This window comes from Streptomyces sp. NPDC048337 (assembly GCF_043201175.1).
In the GTDB taxonomy this organism is placed as follows: Bacteria; Actinomycetota; Actinomycetes; order Streptomycetales; family Streptomycetaceae; genus Streptomyces.
In genome coordinates, this window is record NZ_JBICYR010000023.1 from 33900 (window position 1) to 51850 (window position 17951).

A 17951-nucleotide genomic window follows, 5' to 3' on the forward strand; every position below is an offset into this window, starting at 1 on the left:
GGGGACTCCTCGGCAGGTGAGGAACGGGGACGGGGACGAGCGGGTCAGGAGGCGGCGGGCGCCGAGGTGCGCGGGGCCGGGGCGGTGCCCGGGGCCGAGGCCGCGATCGGGGCGGGCGCCTGGGCGTGGACGGCCTCGGCGGGCAGGTGGCGCTCCAGCCGGACGAGGGCCAGGGCGGCGCCGACCGCGGTGACGGTGAGGACGGCCCAGGGCAGGCGGCCGTCGACGGCGAGCAGGGCGGTGAAGAGGGAGGGGGCGAGGGCGGTGGCCAGCGAGTAGGAGAGCTGGTAGGTGGCGAGGTAGCGGCCGCGGACGGCTTCGGGGGCGGCGGAGACCGACAGGGCGCCGCCGGAGGGGCTGTGCACCAGTTCGCCGAGGGTGTAGACGACCACGATGGCCAGCAGGGCGACCAGGGTCGCGGTCTGCCCGGGGCGCAGGGTGCCGAGCACGATCTGCCCGACGAAGGCGGCGGCGAAGAGCAGGGAGCCGAGGGCGGCGGAGCGGGTGCGGCGGGCTCCGGAGCGGCGGACCCGGCCCGCGACCAGGACGCCGATCCCGGCACACAGGACGGTGTTGACGGTGAAGGCGGCGCCGGTGAGGGAGTCGGGGGCCGTCAGCCAGGTGGAGAGGTAGAGCGGGAAGAGGACGGAGAGGGCGGAGTAGCCCAGCGCGGTCAGGAAGTTGGCGGCGGTGAGCCCGAGGAAGGGGCGGTCCCGCAGGACCATCCGGTAGCCGGCGGGGGCGCGTTCGACGGAGCCCGCGGCCTCGGCGTCGCGGACCGGGCGGACCCGGCTGACGAGCAGTCCGGCGAGGGCGAAGGCGAGCGCGTTGCCCCAGGCGGTGTACGTGAATCCGCCGCTCCCCCACACGGCCAGGACTCCGGAGACGAGGAGGGCGCCCGCGCCCATCCCGGCGTTCTGCAGGGCCCGGATGGAGGCCTGGAGCCGGTCGCGGGCGGCGCCGCGGGCCACCTCCCCGATCAGGGACTGCTGGACGACGGAGAAGGAGCGGTCGGCGAGGGCGGTGACGAGGGCGACCGCGGCGAAGGCGGGCAGGCTGCCCGCGAAGGGGTAGAGGACGAAGCCGAGCGCCCGGATCCCGTACAGGACGAGGTTGACCTTCTTCGCGCCGAACCGGTCGACGGCCGTGCCGGCGAGCGGCATGAAGGCCAGTCCGGCGACCCCGGTGACGGTCATGACGAGGCCGACCAGGGTGAAGGAGAGGCCGGTGACGTGATGGAAGAAGACGAGCGAGAACGGCACGTACATGCCGATCCCGACCGCACTGATCCCGACGCCGACGAGGAGCGACCGCTCCCCCGCGACTCGCGTCTCGGCACTCCGCCTGGCTGTGCGCATCACGTCTCCCCCGAAGTGGGCCGTCCAAAGTAGGTCACTGGAGAGTAGCTTACCGCTAAGCTACTTTCCGTCAAGCAACTTTCTTGCGAACGAACAAGTGGAAGCCGCCGCTACGCATGACCGGGCGTGGGCCGCGGCAGGCGGGGCGCGGCGGGCAGGCCGGGGCGCGGCAGGCAGGCCTGGCCGTGGCGGGCAGGCCGGGACGGGCGGGGCGCGGCGGGCAGGCCGGGGCGCGGCAGGCAGGCCTGGCCGTGGCGGGCAGGCCGGGACGGGCGGGGCACGGCAGGCCCGCCGGGACGGGCGGGGCACGGCAGGCCCGCCGGGACGGCCGGGGCACGGCAGGCCCGCCGAGGCGGCCGGGGCACGGCAGGCAGGCCGAGGCGGGCGGGGCGCGGCGGGCGGGGCGCGGCTCAGACGGCGGTGGGGCCCGGGCGAGCCCGGACATGGCGAGGCGCCGGGGGTCGGCGGACGGCACCTGTCGGTGTCGTCAGCGACCCCCGGCGCCCCGGGAAGTGTGGGATCAGCCCTGGTTCGGCTGCTTGCGCGACTTGTCGCCGACCATCACCAGGCCCGCGATGACCAGGAACAGCACGATCGGCGCGGCCACGAACAGGCCCAGCGTCTCGCCAATGCTCAGGCCCTTACCCGGGTCGTCACCGTCGTCGCGGGTCAGCGCGAGGGCGGGAGACGTCATCAGCAGCATCATCAGCGTCGTTCCGGCCGTGACGGCGCCGGCGCGCAGAGCGTTCTTCTTGTCCACGGTGCAAACGTAGCGAACACCCAAACGACCCGCGCGCCCGGGGGTGCCGTACGGGGTCACCCGCCCCCGGCGGCCCCCGCCCGCACCGCGCTCAGCAGGGCGTTCGCCCGCGGTGAGGCGGCCAGTTCCTCCAGGGTCAGCGGCCGCCCCCCGGCATCGGCGACCGGGAGCCGCCAATTGGGGTACTGGTCCCAGGTGCCCGGCAGGTTCTGCGGCCGCCGGTCCCCCACCGCGTCCGGCAGCCATACGCCGACCAGCCGGGCCGGGGTGCGCAGCAGGAAGCCGTACAGGGCCCGTACGGCGGCCTCCTCGCCCTTGGTGTCCAGCCCGAGGCGGTCCAGCAGCTCCAGCCACTCGGCGGTGTCGGCGGCGTCCTCGGCCCGTTCCTCCTCGGCCGGGCGGGTCAGCAGGCCGAGCCGGTCGCGCAGTTCCACATGACCCCCGGCCAGCTTGGCGGCCGTCGGCGGCAGATCGTGGGTGGTGGCCGTGGCCAGGCAGTCGGCCCGCCAGGCCTGCGGCGCGAGCGGGCCGCGGGCGCCGTCCCAGTCCCGCTCGAACCAGAGCACCGAGGTCCCGAGCACCCCGCGCCGGGCCAGCGCGCGGCGGACCCGCGGCTCGACCGTACCGAGGTCCTCGCCGATGACCAGGGCCCCGGCGCGGTGGGCCTCCAGCACCAGGATCGCCAGCATGGCCTCCCCGTCGTACGAGACGTACGTGCCCTCGGCGGGCGGGGAGCCCTCCGGGATCCACCAGAGCCGGAACAGGCCCATCACGTGGTCGATGCGCAGGGCGCCCGCGTACCGGAACACCCCGCGCAGCAGCGCCCGGAAGGGGGCGTACCCGGTGGCGGCCAGCCGGTCCGGGCGCCAGGGCGGCAGTCCCCAGTCCTGGCCGCGGGCGTTGAAGGCGTCCGGCGGGGCGCCGACCGAGGTGTGCCGGGCGTGGAAGGAGCCGGTCCGGGCGTCCGAACCCTCGGGGTGCACGCCGACGGCGAGGTCATGCACGATGCCCACGGCCATGCCGGCCTCCCGCGCGGCCCGCTGGGCGGCGGCGAGCTGACCGTCGGTCAGCCAGACCAGCCACCGGTGGAAGTCGGCGCGCGCCCCGGGGTCCGCCCCCTCGGCGGCCGCACACCAGTCGGCGTGCCGGTCGAGCGCCGGTCCCTGCTCGGCGCGGAACCGCCGGTAGTCGGCCTCGCGTTCGGGCACACGCGGGACGGCGTACAGCAGCTCCAGGGCGGCGCGCTTGAGCTCCCAGACGGCGTCCCGGTCGATCAGCGCCCCCTTCTCCAGCACCTCGCGGCGCAGCTCACCGCCCCGGGCGGCGAGTTCGGCGAGCGCCGCGTGCTCGGGGCAGCGGTCGTACTCCGGGACGTCCTCGACGCGCAGGTGGACGGGGTCGGGGAAACGCCGGGAGGAGGGCCGGTAGGGAGACGGGTCGGTCGGATGGCCCGGCACGGCCGCGTGCAGCGGATTGACCTGGATGAACCCTGCACCGTGGGTACGCCCCGCCCACCGGGCGAGCGCGGCGAGGTCGCCGAGGTCGCCCATCCCCCAAGAGCGTTCGGAGAGCAGCGAGTACAGCTGGACGAGCAGCCCATGGGCCCGCTCGGGCGCGGCCGGGGCCCGGTCCGGAGCCAGAATGAGGGTCGCCCCGGCAGTACGCCCGTCGGGCAGGGCGACACTGAGCCGGTGCACCCCCAGCGGCAACCCGTCGGGCAAGACCCCGGCGTCACCGGTCTCCCACTCGGCGGCCGCCGCCGGTTCCGGCGGGGCCGGGTGTGTGCCCCGGCACACACCCGGCCCCGCGAGGTCCGCCTCGGCCCGCTCCGGCGCAAGCCGGATCCGCGTGCCGGCCGGCAGCGAGGCCAGTTCGGCCGGCGGCGGCTCGCCCGCCCACCGCACCAGCACCGGCGGCAGCACCCGCTCCGCCGCTGCCCGTTCCGCCTCGGCCAGGCTCGCCCGGACGTCCTCCGGTGTCTCGGCGGCCACCCCGAGGAGCCCGAGCACAGTGGCGACCGTGGTCCGCGGCACCTGGACGGTGACGTCCGCGGCGGGATGGTAGGCGGTGGCGATGCCGTGCAGGGCCGCGAGCCGGGCGAGGTCGTCCATCTACGGGCACTCCTTCGTGCGTGAGGGTGGATCAGAAGGGTGGTGCAGAAGGGTGGGACGCCGCCGGGAAACACCCGAGCCATACCCACTCGGACGCATCGCATTCCTGGCCTATCCCGGTCAGATCACCCACCCGCATTGACACTCCGCCCGCACGGGTGGTGGGCTCGGGCTCATTCGTACGAGCGGGGGACGTCTCGGGACGAGGAGGCTCTGTGCAGCTCAGGGGCAGGAAGCGGGCGACGGCCGCCGCCATCGCGGTGATCGGGACGCTGCTCGGCGGTGGCGTCGCGGCCCTGAACCCCGGGGTGTTCGCCGCGCTGTCCGCTCCGGACGGCCCGGGCGGTGCCGCGGGCTCCGGCAGTCCCGGCGGCTCCGCCCGGACCCCGGCCGCCGGTTCCGCCGCCACGGCCGCCCTCGGCTCGTCCGGCCCGGTGCCCGACCCCGGGGCCGATTTCCCCCGCACCGCGGCCGAGGGCCCGGCCGTGTGGCCGCGGCCGCGGTCGATGGCGGCCGACCCGGCGCGCGAGGTCCCGCTGGGGGCAGAGGCCGTACTCGTGGCCCCGGCCGACGCCGATCCGTACGCCGTCCAGGCGATACGGGACGCCCTGCGCGCGGCGGGCGTCCGGACCCTGCACGAGCGGGCCCCCGGGCAGCCGCTCCCCGAGCGGGGCACCGTCGTACGGCTCCAGGGCCCCGACGCGCAGGAGGCGCTGCGGGCGCTGGGCGCGGCCGAGGTCGGCGATCTGCCCGAGGGGGGCTACCGGCTGGCCGTGGGGCGGCCCGGCGGCCGGGACACCGTGGCGCTGGCCGGCGTAGGGGAGGACGGGCTGTTCCACGGGGCGCAGACGCTGCGCCAACTCCTGGAGGCCGGTGCCGGGAAGGTGCCCGGGGTGCGGGTGCGGGACTGGCCCGCGGCGCCCGTACGGGGGATCGTCGAGGGCTTCTACGGGCAGCCGTGGACCGGGGAACAGCGCCTCGCGCAGCTGGACTTCATGGGCCGCACCAAGCAGAACCGGCTGCTGATCGCTCCCGGCGACGACCCGTACCGGACGACGCGCTGGCGCCAGGACTACCCCGCGGAGCGGCAGGAGGAGTTCCGCGTGCTGGCCGAACGGGCCCGCGCCAACCGGGTGGTCCTGGGCTGGGCGGTGACCCCCGGCCAGTCGATGTGCCTGTCCTCGGCGGCCGACCGGGCGGCGCTCGCGCGCAAGCTCGACGCGATGTGGGACCTCGGCTTCCGTGCCTTCCAGGTGCAGTTCCCGGACGTCAGCTACAGCGAGTGGGGCTGCCGGGCGGACCGGCAACGGTACGGGAAGGGCCCGGCGGCAGCCGCGAAGGCGCACGCGGAGGTCGCGAACGAGCTGGCGGCGCACCTGGCCGCCCGGTATCCGGGGGCGCCCGCGCTGTCGCTGCTGCCGACGGAGTTCTACCAGGAGGGCGCCACCGCCTACCGGACGGCCCTGGCGGGCGGATTGGACCGGCGGGTGGAGGTGGCCTGGACGGGCGTGGGCGTGGTGCCGCGCACCATCACCGGCAAGGAGCTGTCCGGGGCCCGCTCCGCCCTGGAGCACCCGCTGGTCACCATGGACAACTACCCGGTGAACGACTGGGACCCGGGCCGGATCTTCCTCGGCCCGTACATGGGCCGCGAGCCCGCGGTGGCGGGCGGGTCGGCGGCGCTGCTGGCCAACGCGATGCCGCAGGGCACCCTGTCGCGCATCCCGCTGTTCACGGCTGCGGACTTCGCGTGGAACCCGGGCGACTACCGGGCCGGGGAGTCCTGGGCGGCGGCGGTACGGGAGCTGGCGGGCCGCGACCCGCGGACCCGGGAGGCGCTGGCGGCGCTGGCCGGGAACACGGCCGCGTCGGGTCTCAAGCAGCAGGAGTCCGCCTATCTGGGGTCGATGGTCGAACGGTTCTGGAAGGCGCGGGCCGCGGGCGACCCGGCGGCCGGGGCCGAACTGCGGCGGGCGTTCACGGTACTGCGCGAGGCCCCCGGGCGACTGCCGGCCCTGGAGGGCGAGGCGGGGCCGTGGCTGGAGCGGCTGTCGCTCTACGGGACGGCCGGCGAGCTGGCGGTCGACGTGCTCCAGGCGCAGGCCCGCGGGGACGGGGCGGCCGCCTGGCAGGCCTCCCGTCAGCTGGCACGCGCCCGGCAGGCCCTGGCCGAGCCGGGGACGGCCGAGGTGGACCAGGCCGTCCTGGAACCCTTCCTGAAAAAGGCGGCGGCGGAGGCGGACGCCTGGACCGGGGCCGCCCGCACCACGGGCACGGTGGAGCAGGACGCGGGCGCCTTCACCGTACGGCTGGACGCGGAGCGGCCGGTGTCGGCGGTGACCGTGATGACGGACCCGCTGCCGGCGGGCACGCGGGGCGCGGCGGTGGAGGCCCACGTGCCGGGCGAGGGCTGGCGCAAGGTGGGCGAGGCGGCGGCCTCGGGCTGGACCCAGGTGGACACGGCGGGGCTGCGGGCCGACGCGGTGCGGCTGTCCTGGGCGGGGGCCGGGGCCTCGCCCGCGGTGCACCGGGTGGTGCCCTGGCTGGGGGACGGCCCGCAGGCCCGCTTCGAGCTGGCGGACCGGGCCCCGGTCGACGCGGAGATCGGCGGAGCCGCGCGGCGGGTCTCGGCGGAAGTGTCCGCGCTGGGTCCCGGCGAGGTCCGCGGCCCGCTGTCGGCGCAGCCGCCGGCGGGCATCGAGGTCCGCCTGCCGGCCCAGGCCGTGGCCCCGCGCGGCGGCCGGGTGTCGGTCCCCTTCGATGTGTTGGTGGCACCGACGACGGCACCGGGCACCTACACCATCCCGGTGACCTTCAACGGGGAGTCCCGCACGCTGACGGTACGGGCGGTGCCGCGCACCGGCGGCCCGGACCTGCTGCGCGCCGCGCGGGCGAGCTCGTCGGGGGACGAGACCCCCGACTTCCCGGCCTCGGCGGCCGTGGACGGCTCCCCCGCCACGCGGTGGTCCTCACCCCCGGTGGACGGCGCGTGGTGGCAGGCGGAACTCCCGGCTCCGGCCCGGCTCGGCCGCCTGGAGCTGTACTGGCAGGACGCCTACCCGTCGTCCTACCGGGTGGAGACCTCCGCGGACGGCGAGACCTGGCAGCGGGCCGCCACGGTCCCCGCCTCGGGCGGCGGCCACGAGTCCCTCCGGGTGGACGCCCCGAACACCCGGTTCGTCCGCATCACATGCGAGACCCGCGCAACGCGCTACGGCTGCAGCCTCTGGTCGGCGGAGGCCTACGCGATAACGGGCCCTTGATGTGCCCGCCCGCCCGGTGAGGCTGGATTGCCCGCAGGGCAATTTCAGCCTCACCGGCGATTGAGGCGCGGGGTCTGGGGCGGAGCCCCAGCAGCGGCGCCGCGCCCGGGCTTGGACGCGACACCCGGCGGGAGCCGAAGGGTCAGGAGGCCGCGACCCCGATCCGGTCCAGCGCGTCCTCGGCCCCGTACGGCTGGAGATACGGCATCCAGCGCGGGTCCCGGTGCCCCGTCCCGATGATCCGCCAGGCCAATCCCGACGGCGGAGCCGGCTGGTGCCGGAGCCGCCAGCCCAGGTCCACCAGGTGCCGGTCGGCCTTGACGTGGTTGCAGCGGCGGCAGGCGGCCACCACGTTGTCCCAGGCGTGCTGCCCGCCCCGGCTGCGCGGGATGACGTGGTCGACGCTGGTGGCGACCGCGCCGCAGTACATGCAGCGGCCGCCGTCCCGCGCGAACAGAGCGCGCCGGGTGAGTGGAACGGGCCCCCGGTAGGGGACCCGCACGAAGCGCTTGAGCCGGACCACGCTGGGCGCGGGGACGGCTCTCGTCGCGCTGTGCAGATAGGCGCCGGATTCCTCCAGGGAGATCGCTTTGTTCTCCAGGACGAGGACGAGCGCGCGGCGGAGCGGTACGACGCCGAGGGGCTCGTACGACGCATTGAGGACCAGGACGTGCGGCACGGACTGCCTCCTTGTACGCCGGCGGCGCGTGGCTCGCGCCGGGACGATCTGCTCTCCAGTCTCTCCTTACGGCTGGTCGAAGCGCCACCACGAGCCCGTAACGGCCCCGGGGTGTTTTCAACCACACCCCACTACATCCCCGGGTGAGTCTGCTCTCTCCCTCGAACACGGCGCCGGAGTGAAGGGAATGCCCCGTTAGTGTGGTTGGTCTGCCCCGCACTCCCCCAGACTCCGTCCGGGGGTACCCCCAGTCCCGTTGGGCAGACCGTTGAACCGGGAGGTTCCTGTCGTGCCCTGGCCCGCCGCTCTGCTGCCCCTGGCAGCCCAGGTACCGGACGCACCCACCTCGGTGAAAGAGGCACAGGAGAGCGTCAACGAGGCCGCGAGCCTCATAGAGGAGAACTGGGCCACCTGGCTGAGCATCGGCCTCAAGATCCTGCTGATCGTGGTGATCGCGGCCGCGCTCCGCTCGGTGGTCCGCAAGGCGCTGACCAAGCTGATAAACCGGATGAACACCAGCGCCGAGGCCGTCGAGGGCACCGCGCTCGGCGGGCTGCTCGTCAACGCCGAGCGGCGCCGCCAGCGTTCGGAGGCGATCGGTTCGGTACTCCGTTCGGTCGCCTCGTTCGTGATCCTCGGCACGGCCGCGCTGATGGTGCTGGCCGCGCTGAAGATCGATCTGGCCCCGCTGCTGGCGAGTGCCGGTGTGGCCGGTGTGGCGATCGGTTTCGGCGCCCGGAACCTGGTGACGGACTTCCTGTCCGGCGTGTTCATGATCATGGAGGACCAGTACGGCGTCGGTGACAAGATCGACGCGGGCGTGGCCTCGGGCGAGGTCATCGAGGTCGGCCTGCGCGTGACCAAGCTCCGCGGGGACAACGGCGAGATCTGGTACGTCCGCAACGGCGAGATCAAGCGGATCGGCAACCTCAGCCAGGGCTGGGCGACCGCGGGCGTGGCCGTCCAGGTCAAGCCGTCCGAGAACCTGGCCCGGATCCGCGAGGTGGTCCAGGAGGTCGCCGACACCCTGGCGAAGGAGTCCCCGTGGGACGAGCGCCTGTGGGGTCCGGTCGAGGTGCTGGGCCTGGACGAGGTGCTGCTCGCCTCGATGACGGTGAAGGTGTCGGCGAAGACGATGCCGGGCCAGCAGTTCGCGGTGGAGCGGGAGCTGCGCTGGCGGATCAAGGAGGCCTTCGACGCGGCCGGCATCCGGATCATCGGCGGCGCGCCGGCCGCCGCCTCCGACGACGAGGACGAGGCCCCGGCGGACCCGGCGGCCGCGGTCGCCCCGCCGTCCGCGCTGGCGAACCCTGCCTCCCCGCAGGCGCAGGCCGCCACCCCGATCCCGCCCCCGGCCGGCCCGCGGATCACCAAGTAGCCGCGTCTCCCCGTCCCCGCCGCCCCGCAGGTCACATCCTGCGGGGCAGCGCCATTGACAGGGCCCGAACGGTGATAGGAAACTTACCTAACAGTTCACCTCGGTGAGGGAGAGACCGCGCCATGCCCGCCGCCACCCCCGGAACGCCCAGCCTGCTGCGTGCCATGAACGATCGGGCCGCGCTCGAACTCCTGCTGACGCACGGTCCCCTGTCCCGGACCCGGATCGGGAGTCTCACCGGGCTCTCCAAGCCCACCGCCTCCCAGCTGCTGGCCCGCCTGGAGGCCGCCGGACTCGTCGTGGCCACCGGCACCGACGGGGGCCGCCCCGGCCCCAGCGCCCAGCTGTACGCGATCAACCCCCGGGCCGCGTACGTCGGCGGACTCGACGTCACCCCCGGACGGGTCCTCGCCGCCGTCGCCGACCTCACCGGCACCGTGGTCGGTACGCACGAGGTCCCGTACACCGAGGGCACCGACGCCGTCCGGCAGGTCACCGAGGCCCTCGGCGGCGCCGTCAAGGCGGCCGGGCTGCACCACTCCGACCTGCGCCGCGCGGTCATCGCCACCCCCGGCGCCTTCGACCCGCAGACCGGCCGGCTGCGCTACGCCAGCCACCTGCCCGGCTGGCACTCCCCCACCCTCCTCGACGAACTGGCCGCGGCCCTGCCGATGCCGGTCGAGTACGAGAACGACGTCAACCTCGCCGCCGTCGCCGAGCAGCGCCTGGGCGCGGCCCGCGGCCACGAGGACTTCGTCCTGCTGTGGAACGAGGAGGGCCTCGGCGCCGCCCTCGTGCTCGGCGGCCGGCTCCACCGCGGCTGGACCGGCGGCGCGGGCGAGGTCGGCTTCCTGCCCGTGCCGGGCCACCCCCTGGTCCGGCAGGTCACGCGGGCCAACACCGGCGGCTACCAGGAGCTGGCCGGCGTACAGGTGCTGCCCGGGCTCGCCGCGGAACTCGGCGTCGAGGCCGCTCCGGCCCCCGACTCCGAGGGCTCGTACAGCCAGGAGGTCACCGCCGCCGTCGCGCTGCTCGCGCGGGCCGCCGCCGCGCCCGAGGGCCCGTACCTGCGCTTCCTCGAGTCGTACGCCACCGCGCTCGCGACCGGCCTCGCCTCGCTCGTCGCCGTGCTGGACCCGGAGATCGTGGTGCTGTCCGGGGCCGTGATCGCCGCGGGCGGCGACCCGCTGCGCCGCCTGCTGGAGGCCGAGCTCGCCGAACTGGCCCCGTCCCGGCCCCGCCTGGTCTCCGGCGAGGTGCGGGAACGGCCGGTGCTGCACGGCGCGCTGGAGAGCGCGCTGGCCGCCACCCGCGACGAGGTCTTCGACACCTCCCGCTGATCCGCCCGTCCCCCGGGCCCCACACGCACCCCCACGAGCGCACCCACAGGCACACCCCTCACTGGCACCCCCCACGGAAGTTCCTCACGCAGAGAGCGAGCCCCGCCATGCCCAGAACCGCACGCCTGACCGCCACGGCCGCTGCGCTGGCCGCCATATCCGTACTCGCCACCGCCTGTACGGGCCAGAGCGCCGACACGGCCTCCGACGACCCCAAGGCGGACGTCACCCTCAACTTCTGGCACGGCTGGTCCGCACCGAGCGAGACCAAGGCGATCGAGGAGAACATCGCCCGGTTCGAGCAGGCGCACCCGAACATCAAGGTCAACGTCACCGGCAACATGACGGACGACAAGATCAACCAGGCGCTGCGCGCGGGCGGGGACAAGGCCCCCGACGTGGTCTCCTCCTTCACCACGGACAGCGTCGGCAAGTTCTGCAACTCCAAGGCCTTCGCCGACCTGAACCCCTTCCTCCGGAAGGCCGGCATCGACAAGGCGAAGGTCTTCCCCAAGACCCTGCTGGAATACACCCAGTTCAACGGCAACCAGTGCACCCTGCCGCTGCTCAACGACGCCTACGGCCTCGTCTACAACAAGACCGCCTTCGCGGCCGCCGGCATCACCGAGCCCCCCAAGACCTGGAGCCAGTTCACCGAGGTCGCCCAGAAGCTGACCAGGACCAGCGGGGACTCGTACGAACAGCTCGGCCTGATGCCCACCTTCCACGGCTACGAGACCACCCCCATGCGGCTCGCCGCGCAGTGGAGCCCCACCTGGTTCGGCGCCGACGGCAAGTCCAACCTGGCCGAGGACCCGGCCTTCGCGAAGATGCTGGCCGCACAGAAGGACCTGGTCGCCAAGCTCGGCGGCTACGAGAGGCTGGAGAAGTTCCGCGCCGGCTTCGGTGACGAGTGGAGCGCCGAACACCCCTTCCACACCGGCAAGGTGGCCATGCAGATCGACGGCGAGTGGCGGCCCGCGATGGCCAAGGAGGCCGGGGTGACCTTCGAGATCGGCACCGCGCCGCTGCCCGTTCCGGACGACCAGGCCGCCGACTACGGCAAGGGGTACCTCTCTGGCACGATCATGGGCATCGCCTCGGGCAGCAAGAAGCAGAACGCCGCCTGGGAACTGGTCAAGTACATGACCACCGACACCGAGGCGGTCGTGGCCTTCGCCAACGCCATCCACAACGTGCCCTCCACCCTGGCCGCCCTGGAGTCCCCGAACCTCCAGGTCAGCCCGGAGTTCAAGACCTTCCTCGACATCGCCCGGCACCCGAAGTCCAGCACCACCCCCGCCCAGGCCGACGGCGGCACCTACCAGCTGACCTTCACGGACTTCGCGTACGCGGTCGAGAAGGGCGACGTCGCCGACATCCCGGCCGGCCTCGCCAAGACCGACCAGCAGATCGACACGGACATCGCGAAGGCAAAGTAGCCCCCGATGCCCCCGACGACCACCCCCACACTGCGGGCCAAGCGCCGCCGGTCCGCCCTGCGGACCGCGGCCTTCATGTCCCCCTGGCTGATCGGCTTCGCGGTCTTCTTCGCCTACCCCATGCTGTCCACCCTGTACTTCTCCTTCACGAAGTACGACGGCTTCCGGCAGCCCGCCTTCAACGGCCTGGACAACTGGATTTACGTCTTCGGCGACTATCCGCTGTTCTGGCCGGCCATGCGCAACACCCTGTGGCTGGTCCTGGTGATGGTGGGCTGCCGGGTCCTCTTCGGCCTCGGCATCGGCCTGCTCATCACGAAGATCAAGACGGGGGCCGGGCTCTTCCGGACCCTCTTCTACCTGCCCTACCTGGCCCCGCCGGTCGCCGCGACCCTGGCCTTCGTCTTCCTGCTCAACCCCGGCACCGGCCCCGTCAACAGCCTGCTGGACTCGGTGGGAGTGCCCGCACCCGGCTGGTTCACCGACGCCGACTGGTCCAAGCCCGCACTGACCGCGCTCGCGCTGTGGGGGGCCGGCGACCTGATGGTCATCTTCATGGCCGCGCTGCTCGACGTACCGAGGGAGCAGTACGAGGCCGCCGAGCTGGACGGGGCGGGCGCCTGGGCGCGGTTCCGGCACATCACCCTGCCGAACATCTCGCCGATCATCATGTTCGCCGTGGTCACCGGGGTCATCCAGGCCATGCAGTTCTACACACAACCCCTCGTGGCCGGGAAGGTGGCGGCCGGCGTGATCGGCGGCTCGGGCCAGCAGTTCGAGCCCGGCTACCCCGACAAGTCCACGCTGACCCTGCCCCAGCTCGTCTACAACCTCGGATTCCAGCGCTTCGACTACGGCACCGCGTGCGTCGTGGCACTGGTCCTCTTCGCCCTCTCCATGGCCTTCACCGCGCTCCTCATGCGCCGCCGTGGCGGACTGATCGGAGCAGGCGAATGAGCACGCACCGCCGCAAGGCCGTACTGCAGTGGGTCGGGGTGCACTCCCTGGGCGTGGCCGCCGCCCTGTTCTTCGTCCTCCCCTTCGTCTTCCTCCTCCTCACCTCCCTGATGGGCGACCGGCAGGCCCTGACCCGCGACCTCTGGCCGGACACCTGGGAGTGGGGCAACTACGCCCAGGTGTGGAACACGCCCGGCTTCCTGACCTGGTGGCGCAACACCCTCCTGTACGCCGGGCTGGGCACCCTGTTGACCGTGGTCTCCTCGGTGCCCGTCGCCTACGCCCTCGCCAAATTCCGCTTCCGCGGACGGCGGCTGTCCCTGCTGCTGGTCATCGCGATGATGATGCTGCCGCCCCAGGTGGTGGTCATCCCCATGTACCTCTTCTGGGCCAAGCAGCTCGACCTGTCCGGCACCCTGTGGCCGCTGATCATCCCAATGGCCTTCGGCGACGCCTTCACCATCTTCCTGCTCCGCCAGTTCCTGCTGACCATCCCCGCCGAGTACCTGGACGCGGCACGCGTCGACGGCTGCGGCGAGCTGCGCACCCTGCTGCGGGTGGTCCTGCCCATGGCGAAGCCGGGCATCGCCGCCGCCGCGCTGTTCCAGTTCTTCTGCGCGTGGAACGACTACTTCGGCCCGCAGATCTACGCCTCCGACAACCCCGCCGCCTGGACGCTCAGCTACGGACTGGAGTCCTTCAAGGGAGCGCACCACACCAACTGGAACCTGACCATGGCCGCGACCGTACTGGTCATGGCACCGGTGATCGTCCTCTTCTTCTTCGCCCAGAAGGCGTTCGTCGAAGGCGTCACCCTGACCGGAGTGAAAGGCTGATCACGATGAAACTGGCAGTGGTGGGCGGCGGTTCCACCTACACCCCCGAGCTGATCGACGGCTTCGCGCGGCTGCGCGACACCCTGCCCGTCAGCGAACTGGTGCTGATCGACCCGGCCGCCGAACGGCTGGAGCTGATCGGCGGGCTGGCCCGGCGGATCTTCGCCCGGGAGGGGCACCCGGGGCTCGTCACCACCACCACCGACCTCGACGCGGGCGTCGACGGCGCCGACGCCGTCCTGCTCCAGCTGCGCGTCGGCGGGCAGGCGGCCAGGCTCCGGGACGAGACCTGGCCGCTGGAGTGCGGCTGCGTCGGTCAGGAGACCACGGGCGCGGGCGGCCTCGCCAAGGCGCTGCGCACGGTCCCCGTGGTCCTCGACATCGCCGAACGGGTCCGCCGGGCCAACCCGCACGCGTGGATCATCGACTTCACCAACCCGGTCGGCATCGTCACCCGCGCCCTGCTCCAGGCCGGGCACAAGGCGGTCGGGCTCTGCAACGTCGCCATCGGGCTCCAGCGGAAGTTCGCGGCCCTGCTCGACCTGGCGCCGGCCGACATCCACCTGGACCACGTCGGGCTCAACCACCTGACCTGGGAGCTCGGCGTGCGCCGGGGCGGCCCGGACGGCGAGGACCTGCTGCCGGGCCTGCTCGCCGCGCACGGCGAGGCCATCGCCGGGGAGCTGCGGCTGCCGCGCGCGGTGCTGGACCGGCTCGGGGTCGTGCCCTCGTACTACCTGCGCTACTTCTACGCCCACGACGAGGTCGTCCGGGAGCTCGCGACCAAGCCCTCCCGGGCCGCCGAGGTCGCCGCGATGGAGCGGGAGCTGCTGGCCCTGTACGGGGACCCCGCGCTGGACGAGAAGCCCGCGCTGCTGGCCAAGCGGGGCGGGGCCTTCTACTCGGAGGCGGCCGTGGACCTGGCGGCCTCGCTGCTGGGCGACGGCGGCAGCCCCGTTCAGGTGGTGAACACGTACAACAACGGCACCCTGCCCTTCCTCCCGGACGACGCGGTCGTCGAGGTCCAGGCCCGCGTCACCGCCTCGGGGGTGGCGCCGCTGCCCGTCCCCCGGCTGGACCCCCTCTACGCCGGGCTGATCTCGAACGTGACGGCGTACGAGGACCTCGCGCTGGACGCGGCGGTGCGCGGCGGCCGCGAGCGGGTCTTCCGGGCGCTGCTGGCACATCCGCTGGTCGGCCAGTTCGACCTCGCCGAGGGGCTGACGGACCGGCTGCTCGCGCACAACAAGGAGCACCTGCCGTGGGCGTGAAGCTCCGTTACGTCCTGGCCGTCGACGCGGGCAACAGCAAGACGGACGTGTCCCTCGTCGCCCCGGACGGCTCGGTGATGTGCACCGGGCGGGCCGGCGGGTTCCAGCCCTTCCGTACGGGCGTGGCCGCGGCGGTCGACGTGATCGCGCAGGCGATGGCCTCGGTCGGCCTGTACGCGAGGGGGGAGGTCGGGCCGTGCGCCGACCACGTGTCGGCCTGTCTGGCCAACGCCGACTTCCCGGTGGAGGAGTGGAAGCTGGCCCGCGAGATCAAGCGCCGGGGCTGGGGCCGCACGACGACGGTGCACAACGACACCTTCGCCCTGCTGCGGGCCGGGCTGCCGCTCGGCGCCGAGCCGCGCGGTGTGGCGGTGGTGTGCGGGGCGGGCATCAACTGCGTGGGCATGACGGCGGACGGGCGGACCGCCCGCTTCCCCTCCATCGGCCGGATCTCCGGCGACTGGGGCGGCGGTGGCGGACTGGCCGAGGAGGCCCTGTGGTTCGCGGCCCGCGCCGAGGACGGGCGGGGGGAGCCTACGGAACTGGCCCGGGCCCTGCCCGCGCACTTCGGCCTGGACTCGATGTACGGGCTGATCGAGGCCCTGCACCTGGACCGGATCCCGGGCCGGCGCCGGCACGAGCTGACCCCGGTGCTGTTCGCGGTGGCCGCCGCCGGGGACCCGGTGGCGCTGTCCCTGGTGCACCGGCAGGCGGAGGAGGTCGCGACCATGGCGACGGTGGCCCTGCGGCGCCTGGACCTCCTGACCGAGGAGGTCCCGGTGGTCCTGGGCGGCAGCGTCCTGGCCGCCGGGCACCCCCAGCTCAACGGCCGCGTGGAGCAACTCCTGGCCGAACGCGCCCCGCACGCCCGCGTCACGGTGGTAACGGCCCCACCGGTCCTGGGCGCCGCCCTCCTGGGCCTGGACGCCGTCGGCTCCCCACCCTCGGCCGACGCGAAACTCCGCGCCCAATTCGGGTGAACCTGCCCCGGGACGGGGTCGGTCTGGAACCGTGGGGCCCCTACGCGCGTATTGACGGTGAAGGGGTCGTGGGGGCGGCCGCGGGGGGTGGATCGCCCGAGATCGGGCACCGGGTGGTGTGGTCGGCCGTCGGTACGGCCATACTGCTGCGGAGCATGAGACCGAGGGGGAGGTCACGGTGGCCATCACATCACGCGCGCCCGCGCCGGGGGGCGGTGTCTCCGGACCGCCCCCGGTGCCGTCGGCCGCGCCGGCGCGGCGGGGTACCGCCTGGGCCGAGGGCGTGGAGCGGCTGCGCGAGGCGGCGACGACCGAGCCGGGCCGACTGCGGATCATCGGGGCCGTGCTGGCCGCGCTGATCGTGCTGTTCGGCGCGGTCAGCGTGTGGGAGATCGCCGCCCGGTCCACCGCGGCCGAGGACGTCGTGGGCCGCAGCCAGCCGCTGAGCGCGGACGCGGCGAGCATCTACCGCTCACTCGCGGACGCCGACACGACCTCCTCCAGCGGGTTCCTGCTGGGCGCCCAGGAGCCGCGCGAGGTGCGCCAGCGGTACGAGAAGGACATCGCCAACGCCTCCAAGCTGCTGGTGAGCGCGGCCGCCAACACCGGCGGCAGCAAGGAGGCCCGCGAGCAGATCGCCCTGCTGAGCGAGCAGCTGCCGCGCTACACCGGGCTGATAGAGCAGGCCCGGGCCGCCAACCGGCAGGGCCTGCCGCTGGGCGGCGCCTATCTCCGGTACGCCAACGAGCAGATGACCACCCAGCTGCTGCCGGCCGCGCAGCGGCTGTACGAGGCGGAGACCGGCCGGCTCTACACGGACTACGACGACGCCCGGTCCTGGCCGCTGGCCTCGCTCGCCGCGGGGCTGTTCGCCCTGGCGGCCCTGGTGTGGGCGCAGCGGCGCAACTACCGTCGTACGAACCGGGTCTTCAACCACGGCCTGGTGGCCGCGACGGCCGCGTCCGTCGTGGTACTGCTGTGGCTGGCGGTGGGTCACACGGTCGCGCGGTCCTCGCTGAGTGAGGCCCGGGCCGACGGGCAGGAGTCCCTGAAAGTGCTCAACGACGCGCGGATCGCCTCGCTCCAGGCGCGGGCCGGTGAGAATCTGACACTGGTCGCGCGGGGCGCCGTCCTGGCCGAGGACAAGAAGTCCGACAAGTACGACGTGGACTTCACCAACAACATGAAGGAGCTCGACGCCGGGCTGGCGACCGCGCTGCGGCTGGCCGACGACGAGGCCGGCCGGGCGCCCGTGACGCGCGCCACGGACGGTGTCAAGCAGTGGAAGCAGCGCCACACGGCGGCCCGGGAGGCGGACTTGAAGGGGGACTACGAGGCCGCGCTGCCCCAGGTCGTCGGGGACAAGAACCACAAGGAGAGCAGCGGCGCTGCCTTCGACACGGTGGACGCCTCCCTGGAGCAGGCCGTGACGCACGAGCAGCAGCAGTTCACCCGGGCCGCCCGGGACGGGCTCGGGGCTCTGGGCGGTCTGGTGACCGGTGCGGCGGCCCTCGTGGTCGTCGGCGCGGCGGCGGCGCTGCTGGGCATCGGGCGCAGGCTTTCGGAGTACAGGTGA

General features: G+C 73.9%; 13 protein-coding genes. 9 read left to right on the plus strand and 4 right to left on the minus strand.

Annotated elements, in window-relative coordinates:
- Positions 1 to 44 precede the first annotated feature (44 nt).
- The 3 genes from ACGFYU_RS29980 to ACGFYU_RS29990 all read right to left on the minus strand — a co-directional run bounded on the left by ACGFYU_RS29980 (position 45) and on the right by ACGFYU_RS29990 (position 4229).
- Positions 45 to 1358 (minus strand): MFS transporter, encoded by a 1314-nt coding sequence (locus tag ACGFYU_RS29980; RefSeq protein WP_393830437.1) that lies wholly within the window; start codon positions 1356 to 1358, stop codon positions 45 to 47.
- Positions 1359 to 1878: 520 nt separating this feature from the next.
- The gene (locus ACGFYU_RS29985) at positions 1879 to 2118 is read right to left on the minus strand and encodes a hypothetical protein (RefSeq protein WP_393830438.1); all 240 of its coding nucleotides are present in this window, start codon (positions 2116 to 2118) and stop codon (positions 1879 to 1881) included.
- A gap of 56 nt (positions 2119 to 2174) precedes the next feature.
- On the minus strand, positions 2175 to 4229 hold the full coding sequence (locus ACGFYU_RS29990) for a 4-alpha-glucanotransferase (RefSeq protein WP_393830439.1): 2055 nt from the start codon (positions 4227 to 4229) through the stop codon (positions 2175 to 2177).
- A 215-nt stretch (positions 4230 to 4444) separates the two neighbouring features.
- Between ACGFYU_RS29990 and ACGFYU_RS29995 the strand changes: the two genes are divergently transcribed.
- Positions 4445 to 7492: a beta-N-acetylglucosaminidase domain-containing protein gene (locus ACGFYU_RS29995; protein WP_393830440.1), complete on the plus strand. Its 3048-nt coding sequence runs from the start codon at positions 4445 to 4447 to the stop codon at positions 7490 to 7492.
- 142 nt (positions 7493 to 7634) lie between these two features.
- Here the strand turns inward: ACGFYU_RS29995 and ACGFYU_RS30000 are convergent, their stop codons facing one another.
- Positions 7635 to 8171 (minus strand): HNH endonuclease, encoded by a 537-nt coding sequence (locus ACGFYU_RS30000; protein WP_393830441.1) that lies wholly within the window; start codon positions 8169 to 8171, stop codon positions 7635 to 7637.
- Between the two features lie 289 nt (positions 8172 to 8460).
- On the opposite strand from ACGFYU_RS30000, the gene ACGFYU_RS30005 reads away from it, so the two are divergent.
- The 8 genes from ACGFYU_RS30005 to ACGFYU_RS30040 all read left to right on the plus strand — a co-directional run bounded on the left by ACGFYU_RS30005 (position 8461) and on the right by ACGFYU_RS30040 (position 17951).
- The gene (locus ACGFYU_RS30005) at positions 8461 to 9549 is read left to right on the plus strand and encodes a mechanosensitive ion channel family protein (protein ID WP_393830442.1); all 1089 of its coding nucleotides are present in this window, start codon (positions 8461 to 8463) and stop codon (positions 9547 to 9549) included.
- A 122-nt stretch (positions 9550 to 9671) separates the two neighbouring features.
- Entirely contained in the window at positions 9672 to 10889 is a 1218-nt protein-coding gene (locus ACGFYU_RS30010) for an ROK family protein (RefSeq protein ID WP_393830443.1), read from the plus strand.
- A gap of 107 nt (positions 10890 to 10996) precedes the next feature.
- Complete coding sequence (locus ACGFYU_RS30015) at positions 10997 to 12331, plus strand: ABC transporter substrate-binding protein (RefSeq protein WP_393830444.1); 1335 nt, start codon at positions 10997 to 10999, stop codon at positions 12329 to 12331.
- A 6-nt stretch (positions 12332 to 12337) separates the two neighbouring features.
- On the plus strand, positions 12338 to 13288 hold the full coding sequence (locus ACGFYU_RS30020; RefSeq protein WP_393830445.1) for a carbohydrate ABC transporter permease: 951 nt from the start codon (positions 12338 to 12340) through the stop codon (positions 13286 to 13288).
- The gene (locus tag ACGFYU_RS30025; protein ID WP_393830446.1) at positions 13285 to 14124 is read left to right on the plus strand and encodes a carbohydrate ABC transporter permease; all 840 of its coding nucleotides are present in this window, start codon (positions 13285 to 13287) and stop codon (positions 14122 to 14124) included. Before ACGFYU_RS30020 ends, ACGFYU_RS30025 begins: the two co-directional genes overlap by 4 nt.
- Positions 14125 to 14129: 5 nt before the next feature.
- Entirely contained in the window at positions 14130 to 15395 is a 1266-nt protein-coding gene (locus ACGFYU_RS30030) for a 6-phospho-beta-glucosidase (RefSeq protein ID WP_393830447.1), read from the plus strand.
- Positions 15386 to 16375: an N-acetylglucosamine kinase gene (locus tag ACGFYU_RS30035; RefSeq protein ID WP_393830448.1), complete on the plus strand. Its 990-nt coding sequence runs from the start codon at positions 15386 to 15388 to the stop codon at positions 16373 to 16375. Before ACGFYU_RS30030 ends, ACGFYU_RS30035 begins: the two co-directional genes overlap by 10 nt.
- A gap of 178 nt (positions 16376 to 16553) precedes the next feature.
- On the plus strand, positions 16554 to 17951 hold the full coding sequence (locus ACGFYU_RS30040; RefSeq protein WP_393830449.1) for a hypothetical protein: 1398 nt from the start codon (positions 16554 to 16556) through the stop codon (positions 17949 to 17951).